Genomic DNA, 18,082 nt, shown 5'->3' with positions numbered 1-18,082 from the left:
CTGAAAAAAGGGCATTAACTTACATATAGCGTATGCACGTTCTTATAAAAGCGCCAATAAACTTTCGCGGCTGAGGGCGTTGCAGGGGGGCATCGACAAAACAAAAAAAAGCCTGACCGGAGTCAGGCTTGAAGGTTACTCGTTAATTCGGGGGTGCTGATCGACAAGTCGCGTGCGCTTGGCCTGCAACGCGGTAATTTCTGCATCGATATCTTCTATCTTCTGCTCAATATTGTCGTGATGCTCGCGCAGGATCTCTTTTGCTTCCTGCAGGTCCGACGCGGCCGGGGTCGCCCCTTTCAGCGGCAGATTGGCGGTCTCTTTCATCGTCAGGCCGGTCACCAGACCGATAGCTGCAACCACCATCAGGTAGTAAGCCGGCATCATCAGGTTCTGGGTGCTTTCCACCAGCGAGGCCGCCAGAGTCGGGGTCAGGCCGGCAATCAGAACCGAGATATTAAACGCTGCCGCCAGCGCACTATAGCGAATATGCGTCGGGAACATCGCCGGCAGCGTCGAGGCCATCACCCCGATAAAGCAGTTCAGGATCACCGCCAGCATCAACAGACCGGCGAAAATCAGGCTGAGCATGTTGCTGTTAATCAGGATAAAGGCCGGGATAGCCAGCAAGAACAGCGCCACGCTACCGAAAATAACAAACGGACGACGGCCGAAGCGGTCACTCAGCAGGCCCATAATCGGCTGCACAAACAGCATCCCCACCATGATGGCGATAATAATCAGCACACCGTGATCTTCTGAGTAGTGCAGGTTATGCGACAGATAGCTCGGCATATAGGTCAGCAGCATGTAGTAGGTCACGTTGGTGGAGATCACCAGACCGATACAGGTCAACAGGCTGCGCCAGTGTTTGGTGGCAATCTCTTTAAACGAAACCTTCGGACCTTCCTGCAGGCCTTCGCGATCGCCCTGCTCCAGCTTATCCACGTGCTGCTGGAACGCCGGGGTCTCTTCGAGCGCGTGACGCAGATAGAGGCCGATAATACCCAGCGGCAGCGCCAGGAAGAACGGAATACGCCAGCCCCATTCAAGGAAGTTATCTTCGCCCACCACGGTGGAAATCAACACCACCACGCCCGCGCCCAGCACAAACCCGGCAATCGAGCCAAAGTCGAGCCAGCTGCCCATAAAGCCGCGCTTACGGTCCGGGGAATACTCGGCAACGAAAATCGATGCGCCGGTATACTCACCGCCTACCGAGAAGCCCTGCGCCATCTTACACAGCAGCAGCAGGATCGGCGCCCAGATGCCAATACTGGCATACGACGGGATCATGCCGATACAGAAGGTACTGATCGACATAATGATTATGGTGATGGAGAGGATTTTCTGACGGCCGTATTTATCCCCCAGTCTGCCGAAGAACAGACCGCCCAGCGGACGAATAAGGAAAGGAACAGAGAAGGTCCCTAGCGCGGCAATCATCTGCAGGCTGGGATCGGCACCGGGGAAGAAGACTTTACCTAGCGCATAGGCCACGAAGCCGTACACACCAAAATCGAACCACTCCATCGCATTACCGAGGGAGGCGGCGGTGATCGCTTTGCGCAATTTACCGTCGTCAATAATTGTGACGTCGCGCAGGGTTATGGGTTTAACTTTTTTCCTTTTAAGCATTGCTATCCTCGTAGACTAAGCCCCGATCTCACCACGGCACGAAAAAATGCGGCCTGTGGAACCCGGGAAGCGCCTCATGCGCATTCTCCTTAATCAAGCGTAGCAGGTTTACTTACACTGACCTGTCTTGACAGTACAACCGAACCTGTTGACGCCTGTCTGGAGAGTTAGGGGTCTCTTTACCCTACCAGCGTTTATATTTGTGATCAACTTCACACATATTTTGCAGGGTTACTCCTCAATTGTCTTGATTCTGACGATTTCGTAATCAGACGAGCCTTAATCATGGTCCGACAAATAATATTTCATGCGTTATTATTTGCCGTGAAATCAAAAGATCATCATATTTTTTCACATCAAATTTACAGACTTTTTAATAATCAAGTTGAGGATCGTAGGTTTCCGCAAAATATGTGATCCACATAACTAAAACACTGTTTTATTTTCATTGAATCATTATTCCAACGATCGCATCATAACTGCGGTTCAGACGGTATGGCTGCCTTCAAGCGAAGGTAAGCAATACCAAACGCATTATGTTTACAGCAAAAATCACGGGTATCCTGACAAGCATTAGTCGCAACTCGTTGAATTTATTTTGATTATTTTATAGCTCCCCCGCCGGGTTTGGCGAGGTGAGTTCTGAGGGTAGATGATGAAGATTAAAGCCGCGATTGAACGCATTCCGGGTGGGATGATGCTGGTCCCGCTGGTACTGGGAGCAATCTTAAATACGTTAGCACCTGATACTGGGGCCTATTTTGGTGGTTTCACCAAAGGGATGATTACCGGTACGGTTCCTATTCTGGCGGTCTGGTTCTTCTGTATCGGCGCCTCCATTAATTTACGCGCAACGGGCACCGTTTTACGTAAATCCGGCACCCTGGTCATTACCAAAATTGCCGTTGCCTGGATTGTCGCCATGCTCTGCGCGATGTTTATTCCGGAAAATGGCATTCAGACCGGCTTCTTCGCAGGCCTGTCAGTGCTGGCGATTGTTTCAGCCATGGACATGACCAACGGCGGTCTGTACGCCAGCCTGATGAACCAGTACGGCACCAAAGAAGAGTCCGGTGCATTCGTTCTGATGTCGCTGGAATCCGGCCCGCTGGTCACCATGCTGATTCTCGGTTCCGCGGGTCTGGCATCGTTTGAACCACACCACTTTATTGGCGCAGTCCTGCCATTCCTGATCGGTTTCGCCCTCGGCAACCTGGACCACGATTTCCGCGAATTCTTCAGCAAAGCAACACCGGTGCTGATCCCGTTCTTCGGCTTCGCGCTGGGTAACACCATTAACCTGAACGTCATCATGCAGACCGGCCTGCTGGGTATTGCGCTGGGTGTAGCGGTTATCGTGATCACCGGTATTCCGCTGATTTTTGCCGACCGCGTCATTGGTGGGGGTAACGGTACTGCGGGGGTCGCCGCGTCGTCAGCCGCAGGTGCTGCGGTGGCGAACCCGATGATTATCGCTCAGATTAACCCGGCGTTCGAACCGGTTGCGGCTTCCGCTACTGCACTGGTTGCTGCAAGCGTCATCGTCACGGCGATTCTGGTGCCTATCATCACCGCGCTGTATGCCAAACGTTATGGCAACATTCCGGTTAAAGATGCCGAGCCTGCACCGGCTGAGTCTCTGCACCACTAAGTTTTTCACCCTCTTCCCGCCGGGGAGAGGGTGAACTTGCCTGACCTACTCGCCAAACACCTCTTCCACCATCGCCTTTGCCAGCCTTGTCGCCGAACAGAGTCTCGGCATACCCAGCGCCACATTCTGCCAGCTCTGCGTCACAGACCAGCACACCGGATGGCGATCGCCATCGCACCAGTCTCCCAGCCAGCCCAGCATGTCTTTATAGTCGATAATGCCCGGGGTACTCGGCGTGTTCAGCCACTGATGATAAAAATGGCGGGTGGCCGGCGCGGCATTAATGCCCAGCGCCAGATAGTTGGCCACCATGCTTTGGAGATTGTCTTTAAGCATCGCGCTGACATCCGCATTCGCCAGCCGACAGGCGTCACCAAATGCTCCCCAGCGCAGCTCCTCCAGCACTACATAGCCCCGCCCGGCAAGCGACCAGCCGTCGTAGTGCCCGGCGCGCCAGCGGGTAAAAATCTGTTCGCTGTGCTCGCCCGCCTGCACCGTTAAGCCACGCTGGCTGAGGGCTTTTTCTTTGAAGGCGGCGCGCTGATGAAAATGTGAGGAGAGAATGTCGTACTGCTGTACGAGGCCGATGGGCGGTTGGTTGCGCAGTCTGGCCTGCTGGCTCAGCGTGGTTAAGGTGTGGGTCATGCGGGTCAGCGCAAGATGCCCGGGGTCGAGCATCCCGGCCAGCTTCTCTGCCAGTCCCAGCCGCAGCACAGCATTTTCGTTGAACATTCCCCCCATCGCCCACTGGCGAAGCTGCGTCTGCGCCATGATCTCCTGGCTTAAACGTTCACGAAACTGCTGCTGTTTCGACGCCAGCGGGGCGTGACGCATCGCGTCCCCGCCCTGAACCAGGTCGACCATAAATTTAGGATGAATACATTCCAGCGTCCGCCCGGGACCGTCCAGTAGTTGTTTTGTCATGGTTGCTCTGCCGCGAATAGCGTTTGAATATCATCGCGTAACAGTCGGGTATCTTCCTGAATCCACGTCGCGGTAGTAATACACTGCTGCAACAGCTGGCTGAGCGCACGAGTGGCATGCTCATTTTGCTGACGCACCGCGAGGCTATCACGCAAGCTTTCCTGTAACCCTGCAAGACATAAGGAGAATTCGGCAAAGAATGTCGCCATGCCTGCTGTAACAGAGACATCGACCTGGGCGGCCAAAGCTTTACGGATTTGTTCACAAAAATGCGCGATATGACGTTTAAATTTTTCGTGCAGCTGTGACACGTTGATAACGTACCGGGTGCGCGTCACCACATAATCGTCCCAGCCCCAGCCTGGATTATTCAGCCAGCGTGAGACGGTATCACGCACACCGCCCACGCCCTGCCCCCGGCCGCTGGTTGGGCTCTCAGGGGCAATGGCGTCGTTGAACAACCCCCGGGTATTAAAGTTAAGCTGATTCGCCTGGAAAGCCGGGAAGCTGATCCGCGCACGAAAACCGGCGTGGCTTAGCTCATCCTTGATGCGCAGCTCAATCGGGCGCATAGCGTCATTCAGCGAGCGGGCCAGCGTCGACTCCAGCTGATCGAAGCGCAGCCCCAGCTCGCGGGCAATTTTGTTCTGGGCATCGAACAGTATCAGCTCGCACGAGGAGTGGATTTTACTCAGCAGGATCTGCGCCTGCCCTTCGTCGTCCAGCACCAGCTGTTCCGGCGCGGTCTGTTCATCGGCGCGCACGCTTGCGGCATCATGACCCGCCAGATCGAGGATATTCTCCCGACTGAAAATAGGGGCGATCGCGCACAGGATCTCGTTCTGCTGGGTGGCGATAAAGATCTCCGTCGCCTCCAGCGCCTCTTCCACCTCATGCCTCACCTCATCGCTGACCACCTCCTGCCGGTTGTGCAGTAGCGCCATGTCCTCTTCCAGCCGCGTAATATTGCGCTGCAGCTCGTCGAAGGCAATGGTCAGTCCCTGATAGCGAAAATCAAGATACTCGCGGGCATTTTGGGCATAGTTAAGGAGCTTATGCGACGCAGAGCGCAGAGCATACAGCGAGGCGTTGGCGTAGGCGGCGTAGATCAGTTTGCGGATCGGCTGTTCGAAAAGGGAGTCTTCCCACAGCAGATCGGCAGAATGACGAACGTGTTCAATATCATCCAGATCGGCCGTCCGCCAGCGGCGCCCCAGTGCGGCTTCGGCAAAATCCTGCACCCAGCGCTGCGCCTGCGGATTGGGCAGCTTGCCGTAGAGCGCCAGTTCGTGACGCGCGCGGTTCGCCAGATAGCCCCACATCGATGACACCGGAAAGATTTGCCCGGGGGAAATATGCCCCTTCATCAGCGTGCCAGAGATCATCGCCCGCACCTGCTCTTCGTCATCGCTGTTGCGGTCTTTCTGATCGAACTTATTCACCAGCGCGTACAGCGGCACCGACTTGCCGACGGCAGAAATGGCCTGACGTACCTCAGCATCAGAAATCGACTTCAGTTGGGTATAATCCATCACCGCCAGCACCGCCGACGCGCGGGAGAGCTGCTCGGTCAGCATTTTTTGCAGGTGCGGCTGCCCGGCTTCATTGGGGCCGGGGGTATCAAGCAACGTTAATTGCCCAAGATGAGTATCGAGACCGGCCAGATGGACAAATTCCACCTCAATAACGGGAATATTTTCAATCGCCGCATAGGCAGCAAAAGGGAAGTCAGCACCCACCACCTGAGAAAGGCGCACTAAATCATTTAAATTTTTTAAACAGATAAAAATAGGTTCAGCACCAAGATAATGCTTTTCAAACGCTTCGCCGGATTCAATGCGCCCAAGCAGCGCATTCATGTCTTTATCAATTTCCAGCTGCTGCGCCAGCTTGCCACGATCGTAATTAGCGAGCTTCTTTTGCATCTGCCTTATTAATGTATCGATCGGTGCAACGTGCGAAAAATGCAGCACCGGCTCCTTTTGTCCGGGGGTATGGCGAATCAGCGTCGGCAGCGCGGTCATCGGGCGGTTGCGGTTCGGCAACACTTCGGTCCCAACAATCGCGTTAATGGTGGTCGACTTCCCGGCCTTCATGGTGCCGACGATCGCCAGCACCATCTCCAGACGGGTAATTTTACGCAGCTCGTTGTTCAGCATTGACTGCTGGGCTTCCAGGCCGCGGGCATTGAAATGCAAAGGAATAATATTGCTTACTTCGCCGCTCATGGCTGCAGTTGTGCTCTCCAGCATTGCTGCAGGCATCGCGCTCAGCGCCTCAAGATTCTGTAAAGAGAGCTGGAGTAGCCGCTCAGCTTCCTGGCTTAATTCAAATATTGTCTGTGTGTGCATAACAAAAGGTTCCCTTAACACAAATTTTATTTAACCGAATTGTTTTAAGAATGAAGGCTCGGTTTTTATGATTACGTGCGGCAAAGATGTTTAATGAAATATAATTCCCGGATCGCAGACAAAATATATTCTTAATAGCGTAAGCCGTTAGCACGCGTTCCTTCGGTCAGGGAAACCGAAAGAATAAGAGCGTAGACCAATTTCTGGGAAATTCAGGTTAAATCATTATTACCCACCCAAAATGGGGGGGATCCATCCTGCCAGACAGAACGTAGCAGGTCAGACAAGTGCAATAAAAATCTTAAGAGTCTTCACCTTATCCGAAATGCCCCGGCGTATCAATTTGCCGCAATAAAATATTCTCGCTTTTAATGACCGCTGTTTCTATGGGGTATCTGACCTCAGGTCGCCGACAGGTGATGTCACCGGTAACACTTTTTTTAGCAGCGGATAAAAAACAATATCACCGACAACAGTAAGGACATGCGCTATACTTGCCGCCTTTTTCGACAATCTGTCGATTTTTGGCGGGCCATATTGCCGCCGGTTCGCACTATTTTGAGGAGAACACCATGCAATTACCACACTGTCCAAAATGCAGTTCTGAATACACTTACGAAGACAATGGCATGTTCATCTGCCCGGAATGCGCCCACGAATGGAATAACGCAGAACCCGCGCAAGATAGCGATGTGTTAATCGTGAAAGACGCCAACGGCAATTTGCTGGCAGACGGCGACAACGTTACTGTGGTCAAAGACCTGAAGGTTAAAGGCAGCTCGTCGATGCTGAAGATTGGCACCAAAGTGAAAGGGATCCGTCTGGTCGAAGGCGATCACAACATCGACTGCAAAATCGACGGTTTTGGTCCAATGAAACTCAAATCCGAGTTCGTCAAAAAGAACTAATAATCCTGGTATACGCCCGGCTGCGCTTCGCTCACCGGGCCTATGCCAACTAAACTTAATGGGCTTCTCTTACCTGAGGTAAAGATTATGCCATTAAGTCCTTACATCTCTTTTGCCGGTAACTGCACAGAGGCGATGGCCTTCTACCAGCAGTCGCTCGGTGCAGAACTCCTCTATCAAATGACCTTCGGCGAGATGCCCAAAGACGGGCAAAGCAGTGATGAAGGTTGCCCCTCCGGCATGCAGTTCCCTGACACCGCCATCGCCCACGCCAACCTGCGCATCGCCGGCAGCGATATCATGATGAGTGACGGTACGCTCAGCGGCAATGCCCGCTATTCGGGATTTACGCTGGTGCTCGATACCCAGGACGTGGCCGAAGGCATGCGCTGGTTTGACAGCCTGGCGGCCAGCGGCACAGTCGAGATGGCCTGGCAGGAGACTTTCTGGGCGCACGGGTTCGGCAAAGTGACCGATCAATACGGCGTGCCCTGGATGATCAACGTCGTTAAACAGCCGTAATCCTGACGGCGGGAGCGGCTGCTCTCGCCTGTCATCGCTTTCACGCCAACTCTTCAAACTCCCGCAACAGAGACTTAACCTAAATGTCACATTGATCCGCCAGCATGAGGCCACATTTGAATCGAGGCCTCACTATGCAAACTGTCATCCGCGTCGAGAAACTGAGCAAAACCTTTGCACATAACAAGGCGCTCCATGCCGTGGATCTGGCGGTCCGGCAGGGCGAAATGGTGGCACTGCTGGGGCCTTCCGGTTCAGGAAAATCGACCCTACTGCGCCATCTGAGCGGCTTGATCATCGGCGATAAAACGCCAGAGAGCCACATTGAGCTACTGGGCAATACCGTGCAGCGTGCGGGCCGCCTGGCGAGTGACATTCGCAAAAGCCGCGCGCAAACCGGCTACATCTTCCAGCAGTTCAACCTGGTGAATCGCCTGACGGTGCTGGACAACGTGCTGATCGGCGCCCTCGGCAGTACCCCCTTCTGGCGCACCTGCTTACGCTGGTTCTCAGCCGAACAAAAACAGCAGGCGCTACAGGCCCTGACCCGCGTCGGGATGGTGCACTTCGCCCACCAGCGCGTTTCGACGCTATCTGGCGGCCAGCAGCAGCGTGTCGCCATCGCCCGCGCGCTGATGCAGAAAGCCAAAATCATTCTGGCCGATGAGCCGATTGCCTCACTCGACCCGGAATCCGCCCGCATCGTGATGGAAACTTTGCGCGACATTAACCAGAACGACGGCATCACCGTGGTGGTGACGCTGCATCAGGTGGATTACGCCCTGCGCTACTGCGAGCGCATCGTCGCGCTGCGTCAGGGACATGTGTTTTACGACGGCGCAAGCCAGGCATTTGATAACGAACGCTTTGACCATCTCTATCGCAGCATCAACCGCGTCGAAGAGAACGCGCAGGCTGCTTAAACCTTCCCGACCTGAGGACCCGACATGAGTTATAAGGCCGTTGCCGCGCTGGCGTTTACCAGCATGTTCAGCATCAGTACCCTGGTCAGCCCCGCTTTCGCGCAGGAGCAGGAAAAGGCACTGAACTTTGGCATTATTTCGACAGAATCACAGCAGAACCTGAAACCCCAGTGGGAACCGTTCCTGAAAGATATGGAAAGCAAACTGGGCATCAAAGTAAACGCCTTCTTCGCCCCGGATTACGCGGGCATTATCCAGGGGATGCGCTTTAACAAAGTCGATATCGCCTGGTACGGCAACCTTTCCGCCATGGAAGCAGTGGACCGCGCCAACGGCCAGGTATTTGCCCAAACCGTTGCCGCAGACGGCTCGCCAGGCTACTGGAGCGTGCTGATCGTCAACAAAGACAGCCCGATCAACAACCTCAACGACCTGCTCGCCAAACGTAAAGACCTGACCTTTGGCAACGGCGACCCGAACTCCACCTCGGGCTTCCTGGTGCCGGGCTATTACGTCTTCGCCAAAAACAACATCACCCCTAACGAATTCAAGCGCACGGTCAACGCCGGGCATGAAACCAACGCCCTGGCCGTTGCCAATAAGCAGGTGGACGTTGCCACCAACAACACCGAAAACCTCGACAAACTGAAGACGTCTGCCCCGGACAAGCTGAAAGAGCTGAAGGTGATCTGGAAATCGCCGCTGATCCCAGGTGACCCGATTGTATGGCGTAAAAACCTCTCCGAGAGCACCAAGGACAAGGTGTACGACTTCTTTATGAACTACGGCAAAACGGCCGAAGAGAAAACCGTGCTGGAACGTCTGGGCTGGGCACCGTTCCGCGCCTCCAGCGACCTGCAGCTGGTGCCAATTCGCCAGCTGGCGCTGTTCAAGCAGATCCAGGGCGTGAAGGATAACAAAGGCCTGAAGGAGGAAGAGAAGACCAGCAAAGTCTCTGCCATCCAGGCGCAGCTGGACGATCTCGACCGCCTGACCGCCGCGCTGGGCGCCATGACCAGCGTGAATAAAGTGGTGCAGTAACGCTTCTACCCCTCACCCTAACCCTCTCCCCATAGGGGAGAGGGGACCTTTTCCCCCTCGCCCCTTTGGGGAGAGGGCCGGGGTGAGGGGACATAAACCAACGGAGTTATAATGCAAACCATCACCCTCCCACCGCCAAAACGCAGCTGGTTCTCGCTCATCAGCTGGGCCGTACTGCTGGCGGTGCTTGTTATCTCGTGGAAGGGCGCGGAGATGAACCCGCTCACCCTTTACACCGATGCGGGCAACATGGCGACCTTTGCCGCCGACTTCTTCCCGCCGGACTTTAGCCAGTGGCAGGACTACCTCGGCGAAATGGCCATCACCCTGCAAATCGCCGTCTGGGGTACCGCGCTGGCAGTCGTTCTCTCGATTCCGTTTGGCCTGATGAGCGCCGACAACATCGTGCCCTGGTGGATCTACCAGCCGGTGCGTCGCCTGATGGATGCCTGTCGCGCCATCAACGAAATGGTCTTTGCGATGCTGTTCGTGGTCGCCGTCGGTCTGGGGCCGTTCGCCGGGGTACTGGCGCTGTTTATTCACACCACCGGCGTGCTCTCCAAACTGCTCTCCGAAGCGGTCGAAGCCATTGAACCCGGCCCGGTCGAAGGCATTCGCGCTACCGGGGCCAACAAGCTCGAAGAAATTATTTACGGCGTCCTGCCGCAGGTGATGCCGCTGCTGATCTCCTACTCCTTGTACCGTTTTGAATCCAACGTCCGCTCGGCCACCGTCGTGGGGATGGTGGGAGCAGGGGGGATTGGCGTCACCCTGTGGGAAGCCATTCGCGGCTTCCAGTTCCAGCAAACCTGCGCCCTGATGGTGCTTATCATCGTGACGGTCAGCCTGCTGGATTTCCTCTCACAACGACTGCGTAAGCACTTCATCTGATAAGCGAGGCATTGATCGATATGCACTTATCCAGACATCCGACCAGTTACCCTACCCGCTGGCAAGAGATTGCGGCAAAGCTCGAAGTGGAACTCCGCGCCCACTACCGCTGCGGCGACTACTTACCTGCTGAACAACAGCTTGCCGACCGCTACGAAGTGAACCGCCACACCCTGCGCCGCGCCATCGACCAGCTGGTGGAGCGCGGCTGGGTGCAGCGCCGTCAGGGGGTTGGCGTGCTGGTGCTGATGCGCCCGTTTGATTACCCGCTCAACGCCCAGGCGCGGTTTAGCCAGAATCTGCTCGATCAGGGCAGCCATCCCACCAGCGAAAAACTGCTCTCGGTGCTGCGCCCGGCCTCCCACCACGTCGCCGATGCGCTGGGGATCCAGGAGGGTGACAACGTGGTGCACCTGCGCACCCTGCGCCGTGTCAACGGCATCGCCTTGTGCCAGATCGACCACTACTTCGCCGAGCTGACGCTGTGGCCAGTGCTGCAAAACTTCACCAGCGGATCGCTACACGACTTTCTGTTTGAAGTGTCAGGTATCGCCCTGAAGCGCACCCAGACGCGGATCAGCGCCCGCCGCGCACAGGCCAAAGAGAGCAAAGTGCTGGAGATCCCCAACATGGCCCCCCTGCTCTGCGTACGCACCCTTAACCACCGTGACGGCGAGATCAACGCGACGGAATACTCCGTCAGCCTGACCCGCGCCGACATGATTGAATTTACGATGGAGCACTGAATGCACTTCGACACCTCCACCCGTCAGCGCTGGATGGCCGTACTGGCCCACAGCCAGCCTGCCGCCCTTGCCGCACGCATGAAGGCGCTGCACCTGGCGCCCTCTTATGAGCTTATCCGCGTCCCTGAAACCGGTCTGGTGCAGATCCAGGCGCGGATGGGCGGCACCGGCGCACGCTACTTTGCTGGTGATGCCACCCTCACCCGCGCCGTGGTGCGCCTCGCCAGCGGCACGCTCGGCTACAGCTACCAGCTTGGGCGCAATAAACACCATGCCGAGCAGTGCGCCGTTATTGACGCCCTTCTGCAGGAAACCGCCCATTTTCAGACCCTGATGGAAACCTTAATTACCCCGCTGGAAGCCGACCGCGAGGCGCGCATTGCCGCCCGCCAGGCCGAAACTAACGCCAGTCGGGTCGACTTCTTTACGCTCGTTCGCGGAGACAACGCATGACCCTTCAACCCGCTTTTACCCACGCCGTGCCGGACGCCCAGCACAGTTTTCGCCGTCTGCTGAAAGCGATGAGCGAACCGGGCGTCATCGTCTCACTGCATCAGCTTAAGCACGGCTGGCAGCCGCTGAACCTCGCCACCACCAGCGTGCTGCTGACCCTGGCGGATAACGACACCCCGGTGTGGATCTCCGGCGCGCTGAATAACGATCTGGTCAGCACCAACCTGCGCTTTCACACCAGCGCCCCGCGGGTGGATCAGCCCCAGCTGGCCGTCTTCGCCGTGGCAAACGAGCAGATCGGTCACGAACAGCTGAACGCCCTCAGCGCAGGCAGCGCCGTGGCCCCGGAGACCAGCGCTACCCTGATTTTGCAGGTCGCAAGCCTCAGCGGCGGCCGCATGCTGCGCCTGACCGGAGCCGGGATCGCCGAAGAGCGGATGGTCGCCCCGCAGCTGCCGGAGTGCATCATTCATGAGCTGACCGAACGTCCGCACCCGTTCCCGCTCGGTATTGACCTGATCCTGACCTGCGGCGAACGCCTGCTGGCTATTCCGCGAACCACCCACGTGGAGGTGTGCTGATGTACGTTGCCGTTAAAGGGGGCGAGAAGGCGATAGCCGCCGCCCACGCGCTGCAGGAACACAGACGCCGGGGTGATGACCAGCTTCCCGAGCTGGGCGTGGCCCAGATTGAGCAGCAGTTAAACCTGGCCGTGGACCGGGTGATGACCGAAGGCGGCATCGCCGACCGCGAGCTGGCTGCGCTGGCGCTCAAGCAGGCCAGCGGCGATAACATCGAAGCCATCTTCCTGCTGCGCGCCTACCGCACCACGCTGGCAAAGCTGGCGGTCAGCGAGCCGCTAAATACCGCCGACATGCGCCTGGAGCGGCGGATTTCCGCCGTCTACAAAGACATACCCGGCGGTCAGCTACTCGGTCCGACCTACGACTACACCCATCGCCTGCTCGATTTCACCCTGCTGGCGAATGGTGAAGCGCCAACCCTGAAAACCGCCGATGCCCCGCAGGATACCACCCTACACGTCTTTAGCCTGCTGGCGAACCAGAGCCTGGCAAAGGCAGAAGAGGATAACGGCAGCGAGCCTGACGACATCACCCGCACCCCGCCGGTGTATCCGTGCTCGCGCGCCTCACGCCTGCAGCAGCTGATGCGCGGCGACGAAGGCTATCTGCTGGCGCTGGCCTATTCCACGCAACGCGGTTACGGGCGCAACCACCCGTTCGCCGGAGAGATCCGCAGCGGCCATGTCAATGTCTCTATCGTGCCGGAAGAGCTGGGTTTTGCGGTCAACGTCGGCGAACTGCTGATGACCGAGTGCGAAATGGTCAACGGCTTCGTCACCCCTCAGGATGACGCCCCCCATTTCACCCGCGGCTACGGGCTGGTGTTCGGGATGGGCGAGCGCAAGGCGATGGCGATGGCGCTGGTGGACCGGGCGCTACAGGCCCCGGACTACGATGAGACGGTGGCTGGCCCGGCGCAGGACGAAGAGTTTGTGCTGGCCCACGCGGATAACGTCGAGGCCGCCGGGTTTGTCTCGCACCTCAAACTGCCGCATTACGTCGATTTCCAGGCCGAACTTGAACTGCTGAAACGTCTGCAACGGGAGCACAACCATGGCTAATCTCAGCGGCTACAACTTTGCCTATCTGGATGAGCAAACCAAACGCATGATCCGCCGCGCCATTTTAAAAGCGGTGGCCATCCCCGGCTATCAGGTGCCGTTCGGTGGCCGCGAGATGCCAATGCCTTACGGCTGGGGTACCGGCGGGATCCAGATCACCGCCAGCGTGATTGGCGGGTCTGACGTGCTGAAAGTCATCGACCAGGGCGCAGACGACACCACCAACGCGGTGTCGATCCGCCAGTTCTTTGAGCGCGTCACCGGGGTCAACACTACCGAGAAAACCGAAGATGCGACGCTGATCCAGACCCGGCATCGCATCCCGGAGACGCCGCTGACGGAAGATCAGATTTTGATTTTCCAGGTGCCGATCCCGGAGCCGCTGCGCTTTATCGAGCCGCGCGAGACCGAAACCCGCACCATGCACGCGCTGGAGGAGTACGGCGTGATGCAGGTGAAACTGTATGAAGATATCGCCCGCTTCGGCCATATCGCCACCACCTACGCCTACCCAGTGAAAGTTAACGGGCGTTATGTGATGGACCCGTCGCCGATCCCGAAGTTCGATAACCCGAAGATGGACATGATGCCTGCCCTGCAGCTGTTTGGTGCCGGGCGCGAAAAACGCATTTACGCCGTGCCGCCGTTTACCCGCGTCGAGAGCCTCGACTTCGACGACCACCCGTTTACGGTGCAGGAGTGGGACGAGCCGTGCGCGATTTGCGGCTCAAAACACAGCTATCTCGATGAAGTGGTGCTGGACGATACGGGCAAACGGATGTTTGTCTGCTCCGACACCGATTTTTGCCGCCAACAGAGCGAGGCGAACAGCCAATGAAACCGCTGCTTTCGGTCAACAACCTGACCCACCTTTACGCGCCGGGCAAAGGCTTTAGCGACGTCTCCTTCGACCTGTGGCCGGGCGAAGTGCTGGGGATTGTCGGCGAGTCCGGCTCCGGCAAAACCACCCTGTTAAAGTCGATTTCCGCCCGTCTGGCGCCGCAAAATGGCGAGATCCTGTATCAGGATCACTCCCTGTACGGGATGAGCGAAGCCGAGCGCCGCCGCCTGCTGCGCACCGAGTGGGGCGTGGTGCATCAGCATCCGATGGACGGCCTGCGCCGCCAGGTGTCGGCGGGGGGCAATATCGGCGAGCGGCTGATGGCCACCGGGGCACGCCACTACGGCGACATCCGCGCCACCGCACAGAAGTGGCTTGAAGAGGTTGAAATTCCCGCCTCGCGTATCGACGACCTGCCGACCACCTTCTCCGGCGGCATGCAGCAGCGTCTGCAGATTGCCCGCAACCTGGTCACCCATCCGCAGCTGGTATTTATGGACGAACCCACCGGCGGGCTGGATGTGTCGGTGCAGGCGCGCCTGCTGGATCTGCTCCGCGGGCTGGTGGTGGAGCTGAACCTCGCGGTGGTGATTGTCACCCACGATCTGGGCGTTGCCCGCCTGCTGGCCGACCGCCTGCTGGTGATGAAGAACGGCCAGGTGGTGGAAAGTGGATTAACCGACCGGGTACTCGACGACCCGCACCATCCGTACACCCAGCTGCTGGTGTCATCGGTTTTGCAAAACTAAGAGGTCAACATGATCCGCGTAGAAAACGTCAGTAAAACCTTTGTCCTGCACCAGCAAAACGGCGTGCGCCTGCCGGTGCTGAAAGATGCTTCTCTGCATGTGGCACCTGGCGAATGCGTGGTGCTGCACGGCCATTCCGGCAGCGGTAAATCAACCCTGCTGCGCTCGCTGTACGCCAACTATTTGCCAGATGAAGGCCACATTCATATTCGTCACGGCGACGAATGGGTGGACCTGGTGCAGGCCCCGGCACGCAAGGTGCGCGACGTCAGGCGCACAACCATCGGCTGGGTAAGCCAGTTTTTGCGGGTGATCCCGCGCATCAGCGCCCTGGACGTGGTGATGCAGCCGCTGCTGGATCTGGGCGTGCCGCGCGAGGTCTGCGCCGCCAAAGCCGCCAGCCTGCTGACCCGCCTGAACGTACCGGAGCGCCTGTGGCACCTCGCCCCTTCCACTTTTTCCGGCGGTGAGCAGCAGCGGGTGAACATCGCCCGCGGCTTTATCGTCGACTATCCGATTTTACTGCTCGATGAACCGACCGCCTCGCTGGATGGCAAAAACAGCGCGGCGGTTATCGCACTGCTCGAAGAAGCCAAAGCGCGGGGTGCAGCGATCGTCGGGATCTTCCACGACGACGCCGTGCGCGATCGCGTGGCGGATCGTCTGCACCCGATGGGGATCACCGCATGATCATTAATAACGTAAAGCTGGTGCTGGAAAACGACGTCGTCGACGGTTCGATTGATATTCAGGACGGCGTTATTCGCGCCTTTGCCGAAACCCACAGCCGCCTGCCAGAGGCGATGGACGGCGAAGGCGGCTGGCTGCTGCCGGGGCTGATTGAGCTGCACACTGACAACATGGACAAGTTCTTTACCCCGCGCCCGAAGGTCGACTGGCCTGCCCATTCGGCGATGAGCAGCCACGACGCGATGATGGTCGCCAGCGGGATCACCACCGTGCTGGATGCGGTGGCGATTGGCGACGTGCGCGACGGCGGCGACCGGCTGGAGAATCTGGAGAAGATGATCAACGCCGTGGAAGAGACGCAGAAGCGCGGCCTCAACCGCGCAGAGCACCGCCTGCATCTGCGCTGCGAGCTGCCGCATCACACTACGCTGCCGCTGTTCGAGAAGCTGGTGGGCCGCGAGCCGGTGACCCTGGTGTCGCTGATGGATCACTCCCCGGGCCAGCGACAGTTCGCCAATATCGACAAGTACCGCGAATATTATCAGGGCAAATATTCCCTCAATGACGAGCAGATGGCGCGTTACGAAGAGGAGCAACTGGCACTGGCGGCGCGCTGGTCGCAGCCCAACCGCCAGGCCATTGCGGCAATCTGCCGGGAACGACATATCGCCCTCGCCAGCCACGACGACGCCACTGCGGATCATGTACGTGAATCCCAGCAGCTGGGCAGCGTCATCGCCGAATTCCCCACCACCTTCGAGGCGGCAGAAGCCTCGCGCCAGCACGGGATGAACGTGCTGATGGGCGCCCCGAACATCGTGCGCGGCGGATCGCATTCCGGCAACGTGGCGGCAAGCACGCTGGCGACCCTCGGCCTGCTGGATATTCTCTCCTCCGATTACTACCCGGCCAGCCTGCTGGATGCGGCGTTCCGCGTCGCCGACGACGAGGGCAACAGCTTTACGCTGCCGCAGGCGATCCGGCTGGTAACCAGCAACCCGGCGCAGGCGCTCGATCTCCAGGATCGCGGGGTCATCGCAGAAGGTAAACGGGCTGACCTGGTGCTGGCGCATCGCAAAGGTGAGCACATTCATATTGACCACGTCTGGCGTCAGGGAAAACGGGTGTTCTGATGGGAAGACTTATCTGGTTGATGGGGCCGTCCGGCTCTGGAAAAGACAGCCTGCTGGCGGCCTTGCGCCAGCAGTCACACCCGCAGCTGCTGGTGGCGCACCGCTACATTACGCGCGCCGCCAATGCGGGCAGCGAAAACCATATCGCCCTGAGCGAGCCGGAGTTTTTTACCCGCGCCGGGCAGCAGCTGTTTGCCCTGAGCTGGCACGCCAACGGCTATTATTATGGCGTGGGCCTGGAGATTGACCTGTGGCTGCACGCCGGATTCGACGTCGTCGTCAACGGTTCGCGCGCGCATCTGCCCCAGGCGCAGGCGCGCTACGCGAAGGCGCTGCTGCCGGTCTGCCTGCAGGTTTCACCGGATATCCTGCGTAGCCGACTGCAAAGCCGCGGCCGGGAGAACGCCAAAGAGATCGACCAGCGGCTGGAACGCGCGGCCCGCTATACGCCGTCTCAGTGTCCGGTACTGGATAACGACGGAAGTTTGCTACAGTCAGTCGACAACCTGCTTTCACTCATTCATCAGAAGGAGAAAAACCATGCCTGAGTGTGCGTTGCGTCCGGCTACCCCTGAGGACGTTGAGGCCGTGTACGGCCTGATTTGCGAGCTCAAACAGGCGGAGCTGGACCGGTCGGCGTTTCACGCCGGGTTCGCCGCCAATCTGCAGGATCACAATATGCGCTATCAGCTGGCCGAGCAGGACGGGCATATTGTCGGCATGATCGGCCTGCATATGCAGTTCCACCTGCATCACGCCAACTGGATCGGCGAGATCCAGGAGCTGGTGGTGATGCCCCAGGCGCGCGGGTTGAAGGTCGGCAGCCAGCTGCTGGCCTGGGCAGAACACGAAGCCCGCCAGGCCGGGGCGGAGATGACGGAACTGTCCACCAGCGTGAAGCGCCATGATGCGCACCGCTTTTATCTGCGCGAAGGCTATGCGCAGAGCCACTTCCGCTTCACCAAACCTCTGTAAG

General features: G+C 58.0%; 19 protein-coding genes. 16 read left to right on the top strand and 3 right to left on the bottom strand.

Annotation, left to right across the window (positions count from 1 at the left end):
• Positions 1–135: 135 nt before the first annotated feature.
• Positions 136–1,638 (bottom strand): glycine betaine/L-proline transporter ProP, encoded by a 1,503-nt coding sequence (gene proP / locus M8014_RS04495; RefSeq protein WP_271281345.1) that lies wholly within the window; start codon positions 1,636–1,638, stop codon positions 136–138.
• A gap of 655 nt (positions 1,639–2,293) precedes the next feature.
• On the opposite strand from proP, the gene kdgT reads away from it, so the two are divergent.
• Complete coding sequence (gene kdgT / locus M8014_RS04490) at positions 2,294–3,289, top strand: 2-keto-3-deoxygluconate transporter (protein ID WP_271281362.1); 996 nt, start codon at positions 2,294–2,296, stop codon at positions 3,287–3,289.
• A 45-nt stretch (positions 3,290–3,334) separates the two neighbouring features.
• On the opposite strand, the gene M8014_RS04485 is transcribed toward kdgT, so the two are convergent.
• Both M8014_RS04485 and crfC read right to left on the bottom strand, forming a co-directional pair.
• Positions 3,335–4,213, bottom strand: a complete 879-nt coding sequence (locus M8014_RS04485) for a diguanylate cyclase regulator RdcB family protein (protein WP_271281344.1) — start codon at positions 4,211–4,213, stop codon at positions 3,335–3,337.
• Positions 4,210–6,564 carry a clamp-binding protein CrfC gene (gene crfC, locus M8014_RS04480; protein ID WP_271281343.1) on the bottom strand — a complete coding sequence of 785 codons (2,355 nt, stop codon included), beginning with the start codon at positions 6,562–6,564 and terminating at the stop codon, positions 4,210–4,212. Before crfC ends, M8014_RS04485 begins: the two co-directional genes overlap by 4 nt.
• Positions 6,565–7,136: 572 nt before the next feature.
• Here crfC and M8014_RS04475 point away from each other — a divergent pair.
• From M8014_RS04475 to phnO, 15 genes are all read left to right on the top strand, one after another.
• Positions 7,137–7,472: a zinc ribbon domain-containing protein YjdM gene (locus tag M8014_RS04475; RefSeq protein WP_271281342.1), complete on the top strand. Its 336-nt coding sequence runs from the start codon at positions 7,137–7,139 to the stop codon at positions 7,470–7,472.
• An 87-nt stretch (positions 7,473–7,559) separates the two neighbouring features.
• A complete protein-coding gene (yjdN, locus tag M8014_RS04470; protein ID WP_271281341.1) occupies positions 7,560–7,994 on the top strand; it encodes a VOC family metalloprotein YjdN in 435 nt (144 codons plus the stop codon).
• Positions 7,995–8,128: 134 nt separating this feature from the next.
• Positions 8,129–8,917 (top strand): phosphonate ABC transporter ATP-binding protein, encoded by a 789-nt coding sequence (gene phnC / locus M8014_RS04465; RefSeq protein ID WP_271281340.1) that lies wholly within the window; start codon positions 8,129–8,131, stop codon positions 8,915–8,917.
• A gap of 24 nt (positions 8,918–8,941) precedes the next feature.
• Positions 8,942–9,958, top strand: coding sequence for a phosphonate ABC transporter substrate-binding protein (gene phnD, locus M8014_RS04460; RefSeq protein ID WP_271281339.1), 1,017 nt, complete (start codon positions 8,942–8,944; stop codon positions 9,956–9,958).
• Positions 9,959–10,069: 111 nt separating this feature from the next.
• The gene (phnE, locus tag M8014_RS04455) at positions 10,070–10,849 is read left to right on the top strand and encodes a phosphonate ABC transporter, permease protein PhnE (RefSeq protein ID WP_271281338.1); all 780 of its coding nucleotides are present in this window, start codon (positions 10,070–10,072) and stop codon (positions 10,847–10,849) included.
• Positions 10,850–10,869: 20 nt separating this feature from the next.
• Positions 10,870–11,595, top strand: coding sequence for a phosphonate metabolism transcriptional regulator PhnF (phnF, locus tag M8014_RS04450; RefSeq protein ID WP_271281337.1), 726 nt, complete (start codon positions 10,870–10,872; stop codon positions 11,593–11,595).
• The gene (gene phnG / locus M8014_RS04445; RefSeq protein ID WP_271281336.1) at positions 11,596–12,048 is read left to right on the top strand and encodes a phosphonate C-P lyase system protein PhnG; all 453 of its coding nucleotides are present in this window, start codon (positions 11,596–11,598) and stop codon (positions 12,046–12,048) included.
• The gene (gene phnH / locus M8014_RS04440) at positions 12,045–12,629 is read left to right on the top strand and encodes a phosphonate C-P lyase system protein PhnH (protein ID WP_271281335.1); all 585 of its coding nucleotides are present in this window, start codon (positions 12,045–12,047) and stop codon (positions 12,627–12,629) included. Before phnG ends, phnH begins: the two co-directional genes overlap by 4 nt.
• The gene (locus M8014_RS04435; RefSeq protein ID WP_271281334.1) at positions 12,629–13,693 is read left to right on the top strand and encodes a carbon-phosphorus lyase complex subunit; all 1,065 of its coding nucleotides are present in this window, start codon (positions 12,629–12,631) and stop codon (positions 13,691–13,693) included. The genes phnH and M8014_RS04435 overlap by 1 nt, the downstream gene beginning before the upstream one ends.
• Complete coding sequence (phnJ, locus tag M8014_RS04430; RefSeq protein WP_271281333.1) at positions 13,686–14,531, top strand: alpha-D-ribose 1-methylphosphonate 5-phosphate C-P-lyase PhnJ; 846 nt, start codon at positions 13,686–13,688, stop codon at positions 14,529–14,531. Before M8014_RS04435 ends, phnJ begins: the two co-directional genes overlap by 8 nt.
• Positions 14,528–15,283: a phosphonate C-P lyase system protein PhnK gene (gene phnK / locus M8014_RS04425; RefSeq protein WP_271281332.1), complete on the top strand. Its 756-nt coding sequence runs from the start codon at positions 14,528–14,530 to the stop codon at positions 15,281–15,283. Before phnJ ends, phnK begins: the two co-directional genes overlap by 4 nt.
• 9 nt (positions 15,284–15,292) lie before the next feature.
• Complete coding sequence (gene phnL / locus M8014_RS04420; protein ID WP_271281331.1) at positions 15,293–15,973, top strand: phosphonate C-P lyase system protein PhnL; 681 nt, start codon at positions 15,293–15,295, stop codon at positions 15,971–15,973.
• Entirely contained in the window at positions 15,970–17,106 is a 1,137-nt protein-coding gene (phnM, locus tag M8014_RS04415; RefSeq protein WP_271281330.1) for an alpha-D-ribose 1-methylphosphonate 5-triphosphate diphosphatase, read from the top strand. Before phnL ends, phnM begins: the two co-directional genes overlap by 4 nt.
• Positions 17,103–17,654 carry a ribose 1,5-bisphosphokinase gene (gene phnN, locus M8014_RS04410; protein WP_271281361.1) on the top strand — a complete coding sequence of 184 codons (552 nt, stop codon included), beginning with the start codon at positions 17,103–17,105 and terminating at the stop codon, positions 17,652–17,654. The genes phnM and phnN overlap by 4 nt, the downstream gene beginning before the upstream one ends.
• A complete protein-coding gene (gene phnO, locus M8014_RS04405; protein ID WP_271281329.1) occupies positions 17,647–18,081 on the top strand; it encodes an aminoalkylphosphonate N-acetyltransferase in 435 nt (144 codons plus the stop codon). Before phnN ends, phnO begins: the two co-directional genes overlap by 8 nt.
• Position 18,082: the final 1 nt, after the last annotated feature.

Origin of the sequence: Silvania hatchlandensis (assembly GCF_025564065.1) — a bacterium.
Classification (GTDB): Bacteria; Pseudomonadota; Gammaproteobacteria; order Enterobacterales; family Enterobacteriaceae; genus Enterobacter; species Enterobacter hatchlandensis.
This window is presented reverse-complemented; position numbering and strand designations above follow the sequence as displayed.

Coding starts and splice junctions, on each gene's coding strand:
- phnK (WP_271281332.1), top strand. CDS start 14,528: ATGAAACCGCTGCTTTCGGTCAACAACCTGACCCACCTTTACGCGCCG.
- phnJ (WP_271281333.1), top strand. CDS start 13,686: ATGGCTAATCTCAGCGGCTACAACTTTGCCTATCTGGATGAGCAAACC.
- phnF (WP_271281337.1), top strand. CDS start 10,870: ATGCACTTATCCAGACATCCGACCAGTTACCCTACCCGCTGGCAAGAG.
- M8014_RS04485 (WP_271281344.1), bottom strand. CDS start 4,213: ATGACAAAACAACTACTGGACGGTCCCGGGCGGACGCTGGAATGTATT.
- phnG (WP_271281336.1), top strand. CDS start 11,596: ATGCACTTCGACACCTCCACCCGTCAGCGCTGGATGGCCGTACTGGCC.
- phnM (WP_271281330.1), top strand. CDS start 15,970: ATGATCATTAATAACGTAAAGCTGGTGCTGGAAAACGACGTCGTCGAC.
- phnC (WP_271281340.1), top strand. CDS start 8,129: ATGCAAACTGTCATCCGCGTCGAGAAACTGAGCAAAACCTTTGCACAT.
- phnO (WP_271281329.1), top strand. CDS start 17,647: ATGCCTGAGTGTGCGTTGCGTCCGGCTACCCCTGAGGACGTTGAGGCC.
- crfC (WP_271281343.1), bottom strand. CDS start 6,564: ATGCACACACAGACAATATTTGAATTAAGCCAGGAAGCTGAGCGGCTA.
- phnD (WP_271281339.1), top strand. CDS start 8,942: ATGAGTTATAAGGCCGTTGCCGCGCTGGCGTTTACCAGCATGTTCAGC.
- phnE (WP_271281338.1), top strand. CDS start 10,070: ATGCAAACCATCACCCTCCCACCGCCAAAACGCAGCTGGTTCTCGCTC.
- phnL (WP_271281331.1), top strand. CDS start 15,293: ATGATCCGCGTAGAAAACGTCAGTAAAACCTTTGTCCTGCACCAGCAA.
- proP (WP_271281345.1), bottom strand. CDS start 1,638: ATGCTTAAAAGGAAAAAAGTTAAACCCATAACCCTGCGCGACGTCACA.
- phnH (WP_271281335.1), top strand. CDS start 12,045: ATGACCCTTCAACCCGCTTTTACCCACGCCGTGCCGGACGCCCAGCAC.
- M8014_RS04475 (WP_271281342.1), top strand. CDS start 7,137: ATGCAATTACCACACTGTCCAAAATGCAGTTCTGAATACACTTACGAA.
- M8014_RS04435 (WP_271281334.1), top strand. CDS start 12,629: ATGTACGTTGCCGTTAAAGGGGGCGAGAAGGCGATAGCCGCCGCCCAC.
- yjdN (WP_271281341.1), top strand. CDS start 7,560: ATGCCATTAAGTCCTTACATCTCTTTTGCCGGTAACTGCACAGAGGCG.
- kdgT (WP_271281362.1), top strand. CDS start 2,294: ATGAAGATTAAAGCCGCGATTGAACGCATTCCGGGTGGGATGATGCTG.